Source organism: Sandarakinorhabdus limnophila DSM 17366, assembly GCF_945882885.1.
Lineage (GTDB): Bacteria > Pseudomonadota > Alphaproteobacteria > Sphingomonadales > Sphingomonadaceae > Sandarakinorhabdus > Sandarakinorhabdus limnophila_A.
The window spans coordinates 1-6,602 of record NZ_CAMCWT010000087.1 but is presented as its reverse complement, the minus strand read 5'-3'; the positions used below and the strand labels follow the sequence as shown (position 1 = coordinate 6,602).

Below are 6,602 nucleotides of genomic sequence, written 5' to 3'. Positions count from 1 at the left end.
GCAGAACGACATCAAGGGGAAACCCCAATGACCACCGCGATCCACACCGAACTCGATGCCGACGGCATCCTCCTGCTCACCATCGACGTGCCCGGCCAGTCGATGAATGTCATCACGCCCGAAGTGCAGGCCGATCTGGCCGCCGCCATTGAGCGGCTGAAGACCGACGACGCCGTGAAGGGCGCCGTGCTCACCTCCGGCAAGGCAAGCGGCTTCATGGCCGGGGCCGACCTGAAGGGCATGGGCGCGCTGTTCGGCGGCGGCGCCGCGCCTGAAGGCAAGAGCAAGATGGCCGCGCTGTTCGATGGCGTGTTCGGCCTGAACAAGCTGCTGCGCGATCTGGAAACCTGCGGCAAGCCGGTGGCGGCGGCCGTCAATGGCCTCGCGCTGGGCGGCGGGCTGGAGTTCATCCTCGCCTGCCATTATCGCGTGATTGCTGACAATCCCAAGATCACGCTGGGCCTGCCGGAAATCATGGTCGGCCTGTTTCCGGGCGCCGGCGGCACCCAGCGCCTGCCGCGCCTCATGGGCATCCAGCCCGCCCTGATGTATCTGCTGCAAGGCAAGAACATGAACCCGCAGGAAGCCCTGGGCTTTGGTGTGGCGCAGGCCGTGGTGCCCTCCGATCAGATCATCGCCACTGCCAAGGCGTGGGTGAAGGCCAACCCCAATGGCGGCGTGCAGCCGTGGGACACCAAGAATTTCAAGATGCCCGGTGGTCCGGCCACCGCGCTCAACCCCAATTTCGCGCAGATTTTCGTTGGCGGAACCGCCATGACGCACGTGAATGCCGGCGACAATATGAACGCGCCCAAGGCGATCCTGAGCGCTGTCTATGAAGGCACTCAGGTGCCGATGGACACCGCCATCCGCATTGAATCCAAATATTTCGCCAAGGTCGTCGCCGATCCCCAGGCCGGCAACATGATCCGCAGCCTGTTTGTTTCGAAGCAGGCCGCCGAAAAGGGCGCGCGCCGTCCCAAGGGCATTGCGCCGATGCCGACGAAGAAGATCGGCATGCTTGGTGCCGGCCTGATGGGTGCGGGCGTCGCCATGGTGACGGCGCAGGCCGGCATCGAGGTGGTGCTGCTCGATCGCGATCTGGCCGCCGCCGAAAAGGGCAAGCAATACACGGCCGATCGTCTGGCCAAGAAGCGCATGGATCCGGCCAAGGCGCAGATCATCCTTGATCGCATCAAGCCGACTTCGGATTATGCCGATCTGGCCGGCTGCGACCTGATCATCGAAGCGGTGTTCGAAACCCGCGAGATCAAGGCCGATGTCACCAAGGCCACCGAAGCCGTTGTTGGCCCCGATGTGATCTTCGGTTCCAACACCTCCACCCTGCCGATCACCGGCCTCGCCAAAGCGTGGAGCAAGCCGGCCAATTTCATCGGCATCCACTTCTTCTCGCCGGTGGAACGCATGCCGCTGGTGGAAATCATCGTTGGCAAGGAAACCGGGCCGGAAGCCATCGCCAAGGCGCTGGATTATGTCGCGGCGATCCGGAAAACCCCGATTGTGGTGAATGACAGCCGCGGCTTCTACACCTCGCGCTGCTTTGGCACCTATGTGCAGGAAGGCCTGTCGCTGCTGGGCGAAGGCACGGTGCCGGCGCTGATCGAAAATGTCGGCAAGCAGATGGGCATGCCGGTGGGCCCGCTGGCCGTGAACGACGAAGTCGGCCTCGATCTCAGCTACAAGGTTGGTCAGCAGACCAAGGCCGATCTGGGCGATGCCTACAAGCCGGGTCCGGCCGATGGCGTCATCACCAAGATGCACGAACTTGGCCGTCAGGGCCGCAAGAACGCCAAGGGTTTCTATGTCTATCCCGAAGGCGGCAAAAAGCATCTGTGGCCGGAACTGGCGGCAACGGTGGCCGGTGGCCTCGCCGCGGATCAGCCCTCCGCCGCCGAGGTGAAGGAACGGCTGCTCTATCGCCAGCTTGTCGAATGCGCGCGCTGCTTTGCCGAAGGCGTGCTGGAAACCCCGCAGGACGGCGACCTGGGCGCCATCTTCGGCTGGGGCTTTGCGCCGTTCACTGGCGGTCCGTTCAGCCACATGGATACCGTCGGCATCGCCAACGTCGTCGCCACGCTGGACCGGCTGGCGCAAGCCCATGGTGAACGCTTCGCGCCGCCGCAACTGCTGCGTGACATGGCAGCGCGCGGCGACAGCTTCTACGCCATGGCGGCGAAGCAGGCGGCCTGAAGCAAGCGCTCCCCTCCCTCTTCACAGGAGGGGAGCCGCCGGGCTTGCGCAGGGCCCGTTGGGGCGGCAGGCTGAACCGAAATCAGGGGTGCAAGCATGCCAGACGTCAACGAAGCCTTCAGCCTGCCCAACGGGCAGCACTTTCGCAACCGCATCGCCAAGGCGGCAATGACGGAAGGGCTGGCGTTTCGCGATGGCCTGCCCAATGCCGCCCATGAAACCCTGTATCGGCGCTGGGCCGATGGCGGTTGCGGGCTGCTGATCACGGGCAACGTGCAGGTTGATCGCGGCCATCTGGAACGGCCGGGCAATGTGATTGTCGATGGGCCACTCAGCGACGAAGGCAAGGCGGCCTGGGCGCGCTGGGCTGCGGCGGCCACCGCTGGCGATACGCAGGCCTGGGTGCAGATCAGTCACGCCGGCCGCCAGACGCAGAAGAACGTCAATCCCCATCCGCGGGCGCCGTCGGCAGTGCCGCTGGCGCTGCCGGGCGGGCAGTTCGGCATGCCGCATCCGCTCACCGGCATTGAAATCCAGGATCTGATCGCGCGTTTTGCCAACGCCGCCGTTGTCTCGCGGGAGGCCGGCTTTACCGGCGTGCAGATCCATGCCGCGCACGGCTACTTGATCAGCCAGTTCCTCTCTCCGCTTGCCAATCTGCGCCGCGACGAATGGGGCGGCAGCCTGGAAAACCGCGCCCGTTTCCTGATTGAAACGGTGAAGGCAGTGCGGGCCGCCGTGGGGGCTGATTTCACGGTGTCGGTGAAGCTGAACAGCGCTGATTTCCAGAAGGGCGGCTTTGCCTTCGAGGAATGCCTCACCGTTGCCGGCTGGCTGGCCGATCTGGGGGTCGATTGCCTGGAATTGTCGGGCGGCACCTATGAACAGCCGGCGATGATGGACATGGATGGCCTTGCCCCGCGCGAAGAACCGAAGCAGCAATCCACCCGCCAGCGCGAAGCCTATTTCGTGCAGCTGGCGCGCGCGCTGATGGCCGCGAAAACGCCGCCGCTGATGGTGACGGGTGGCTTCCGCAGCCTGAATGCCATGCAGGATGCGCTGGCCAGCGGCATCGCCTTTGTTGGCGTCGGCCGGCCGCTGTGCGCCGATCCCACTTGCGTCACCGAACTGCTCGAAGGCCATATTGAGGAACTGCCGCGCGACGAGGAACGGCTGGCGATCGGCCCCTGGTGGCTCAGCCCGGCTTCGCCGTTCAAGCTGGTGCGGACCATGAATGGCTTTGCCGCGCAGGCCTGGTATTATCAGCAACTGCGCCGGGTTGCGGCCGGCGGCGTCGCCGAAAAGCTCAACCCGTTCAAGGCCTTTCTTGCCGAAGACAAGGAAAACAAGGCCCGGCTTTGAAACGGTTCGCGTGCATTTTTGCCAGCTTGGTACTTGCCCTTGGTTGGGCGGGCTGGCTCGGCGCGATCCGCGATCCGGCGGTGGTGCGCTATCGCGTCGAACTGGCCGGGCTGCAACGGCCGTTGCGGCTGGTGCATCTTTCCGATCTGCATGGCAGCAATTGGGATATGCCGCAGGTGCGGTTGAACCGCATCATGGATCAGGTCAACGCGCTCCATCCCGATCTGGTCGTGGTCACCGGCGATTTCCACGCCAGCAAGATCTGGGACCCGCCGATGCGGATGGACGATGCGGTGCAGCCGCTCACCCGGTTGAAAGCCCCGCTCGGCGTGTGGAGCGTGCCGGGCAATCACGATGATCCCTACTGGATCCGCTGGGTGATGCGGCGGTTCGGCCTCAAACTGCTGGCGGGCGATCTTGTTGATGTTGGCCCGATCCAGATTGTTGGCAGCGATGATCTGATCATCGGTCAGCGGCCGGTGCAGGGCCTGCGGGCCGCCGCCGCGCGCGCGCAGCCCGGCAAGCCGCTGATCGCACTGGTGCATGAACCGCGCTTGTGGACGATGCTGCCGCCCAACGTGGACCTGGTGCTGGCCGGGCACACGCATGGCGGCCAGATCCAGATCTTTGGCTGGCCGCAGTTCAAAAAACTTGATTCCCAATATCTGCGCGGCCTGTTCCGAAATCCCGGTGGCCAGCAGATGCTGGTGTCCGCCGGCATCGGTACATCCATCGTGCCCGTTCGGCTGGGCACGCAGGGTGAGATCGTGGTGGTGGAGCTTCAGCCGCCGGGAAGAAATTCAGGCACCGAAAGATAACGCTCCCCGGTGTCGTAATTGAAGCCAACGATGCGCGCGCCCGGCATTTCCTTCAGCTTCAGCGCAATGGCGGCCAGCGTCGCGCCCGACGAGATGCCGACCAGCATGCCCTCCTCGGCTGCCGAGCGCAGCGCCCAGGCCTTGGCGTCGCCGGCATCGACCTGGATCACGCCATCGAGCAGCGAGACATCGAGATTCTTCGGGATGAAGCCGGCACCGATGCCCTGGATCGGGTGCGGGCTGGGCGAGCCGCCGGAAATCACCGGGGAGGCGGCGGGTTCGACCGCGAAGACTTTCAATTTCGGCCAGCGGGCCTTCAACACCTGCGCAACGCCAGTGATGTGCCCGCCGGTGCCAACGCCGGTGATGATCGCATCGGGCGGACTGTCGGCGAAATCGGCGTGGATTTCTTCGGAGGTCGTCCGCACATGCACATCGATGTTCGCCGGGTTCTCGAACTGTTGCGGCATCCAGCTGTTCGGCGTGTTCGCCACGATTTCCAGTGCGCGGGCGATGGCGCCGTTCATGCCCTTTTCGCGCGGCGTCAGATCAAAACTGGCGCCATAGGCCAGCATCAGCCGCCGCCGCTCGATCGACATGCTTTCCGGCATGACCAGGATTAGCTTGTAGCCCTTCACTGCGGCCACCATGGCGAGGCCAATGCCGGTGTTGCCACTGGTCGGCTCCACGATGATGCCGCCGGGTTTCAGCGTGCCATCGGCTTCGGCGGCCTCGATCATGGCCAGCGCAATGCGATCCTTGATCGATCCGCCGGGATTGGTGCGTTCGGATTTGATCCACACTTCGGCGTTCGGGAACAATTTCCCCATGCGCACGTGCGGCGTGCGGCCGATGGTTTCGAGGATGTTGTTGGCCTTCATCACGGCACCTTCCGGTTGTTTGCATGTGTTTTAGACCTGCAAACGCTGCGCGCCAACGGCGGAAAATCTTGGGGTGTGTTCAGGCCGGCTTTTGCTGATCGAACCGATCGGCCTTGCGCAGTTGCGGAAAGCGCCAGGCCCACAGCACAGTAACGATGATGGCCCCCACGCCGCCGATCACCACGCCCGGTACCGCGCCGATATAGCGGGCGGCGAGGCCCGATTCCAATTCGCCCAGCTCATTGCTGGCCGAAATGAACAGGCCCGACACGCTCGATACACGCCCGCGCATGTCATCGGGCGTGTGCAGCTGGATCAGGCTGCCGCGCACGAACACGCTGATCGCATCGGCCGCGCCCAGCACCGCCAGCGCGGCGAGGCTGAGCGGGTAGGAGGTGGACAGGCCGAAGACGATGGTGGCCAGCCCAAAAAGCGCCACCGAACCGAACATCACCACGCCAACATGGCGCTTGAGCGGCCGGCTGGCGAGCAGCACCGCCATCACCACGGCGCCGGCCGACGGCGCGGCGCGCAAAGGCCCCAGCCCTTCCACGCCCACAAACAGCACATCGCGGGCATAAACCGGCAGCATCGCGGTCGCCCCGCCCAGCAACACGGCAAACAGATCAAGGCTGATCGCGCCCAGCAGCACCTTGTTGTGGCGGACATAGGCAATGCCGTCCACCAGCGAGCGCCACGGCGTGAGAATCGATGGCGCCGGGCGCGGCACCGGCCGGATCAGCATCAGGCAGATGAAGGTGAGGGCGAACAAGATGGCGGCCACCACATAGGGCGTGGCTGGCGACACCGCATAGAGAAAGGCCCCCAGCGGCGGGCCGAGCACGGCGCCGGTCTGCCAGCTGATGCTGTTCAGCGCGATGGCCTGTGGCAGCAGTTCGCGCGGCACCAGGTTGGGGGCGAGTGCGGCCATCGACGGCCCCTGGAAGGCGCGGCCGACACCAAGCAGGGCGGCGACCACGAACAACGCCAGCATCGGCATGTCACCGGCAAGCGCCAGCCAGCCGAGGACGCCGGCGCAGCAGATTTCTAGTGCGACGGCGGCGCGGGCGATATAACGCCTGTCCACCCGATCAGCGATTACGCCGACCACAAGCGCCAGACAGAACAAGGGCAGGAACTGCGCCAGCCCAATCATGCCGAGCAGAAAGGCTGCATCGTCCCGGCTCATGCTCTCGCGGGCGATATCGTACACCTGCCAGCCGATGACGACGACCATCATCATGCCTGCGACGGTGGCGAAAAAGCGCGCGACCCAGAAGGCACGATAATCGCGGATTTTCAGCGGGGCGGGAATGGACGGCACGGCCAA

Annotated in this window: 5 protein-coding genes; 3 read left to right on the top strand and 2 right to left on the bottom strand. The window is 64.8% G+C overall.

The genetic code is table 11. From position 1 onward, the window contains the following. Positions 1-27 precede the first annotated feature (27 nt). From Q7O19_RS12700 to Q7O19_RS12690, 3 genes are all read left to right on the top strand, one after another. Positions 28-2,211, top strand: coding sequence for a 3-hydroxyacyl-CoA dehydrogenase NAD-binding domain-containing protein (locus Q7O19_RS12700; RefSeq protein ID WP_303810867.1), 2,184 nt, complete (start codon positions 28-30; stop codon positions 2,209-2,211). Between the two features lie 96 nt (positions 2,212-2,307). Then, entirely contained in the window at positions 2,308-3,573 is a 1,266-nt protein-coding gene (locus tag Q7O19_RS12695; RefSeq protein ID WP_303810866.1) for an NADH:flavin oxidoreductase/NADH oxidase family protein, read from the top strand. A 26-nt stretch (positions 3,574-3,599) separates the two neighbouring features. Next, positions 3,600-4,391, top strand: a complete 792-nt coding sequence (locus tag Q7O19_RS12690) for a metallophosphoesterase (protein WP_303810865.1) — start codon at positions 3,600-3,602, stop codon at positions 4,389-4,391. On the opposite strand, the gene cysK is transcribed toward Q7O19_RS12690, so the two are convergent. Next, positions 4,355-5,272 (bottom strand): cysteine synthase A, encoded by a 918-nt coding sequence (cysK, locus tag Q7O19_RS12685; RefSeq protein WP_303810864.1) that lies wholly within the window; start codon positions 5,270-5,272, stop codon positions 4,355-4,357. The two genes, Q7O19_RS12690 and cysK, sit on opposite strands and share 37 nt — an antisense overlap. Positions 5,273-5,351: 79 nt before the next feature. Further along, positions 5,352-6,602 carry an MFS transporter gene (locus Q7O19_RS12680; RefSeq protein WP_369692481.1) on the bottom strand — a complete coding sequence of 417 codons (1,251 nt, stop codon included), beginning with the start codon at positions 6,600-6,602 and terminating at the stop codon, positions 5,352-5,354.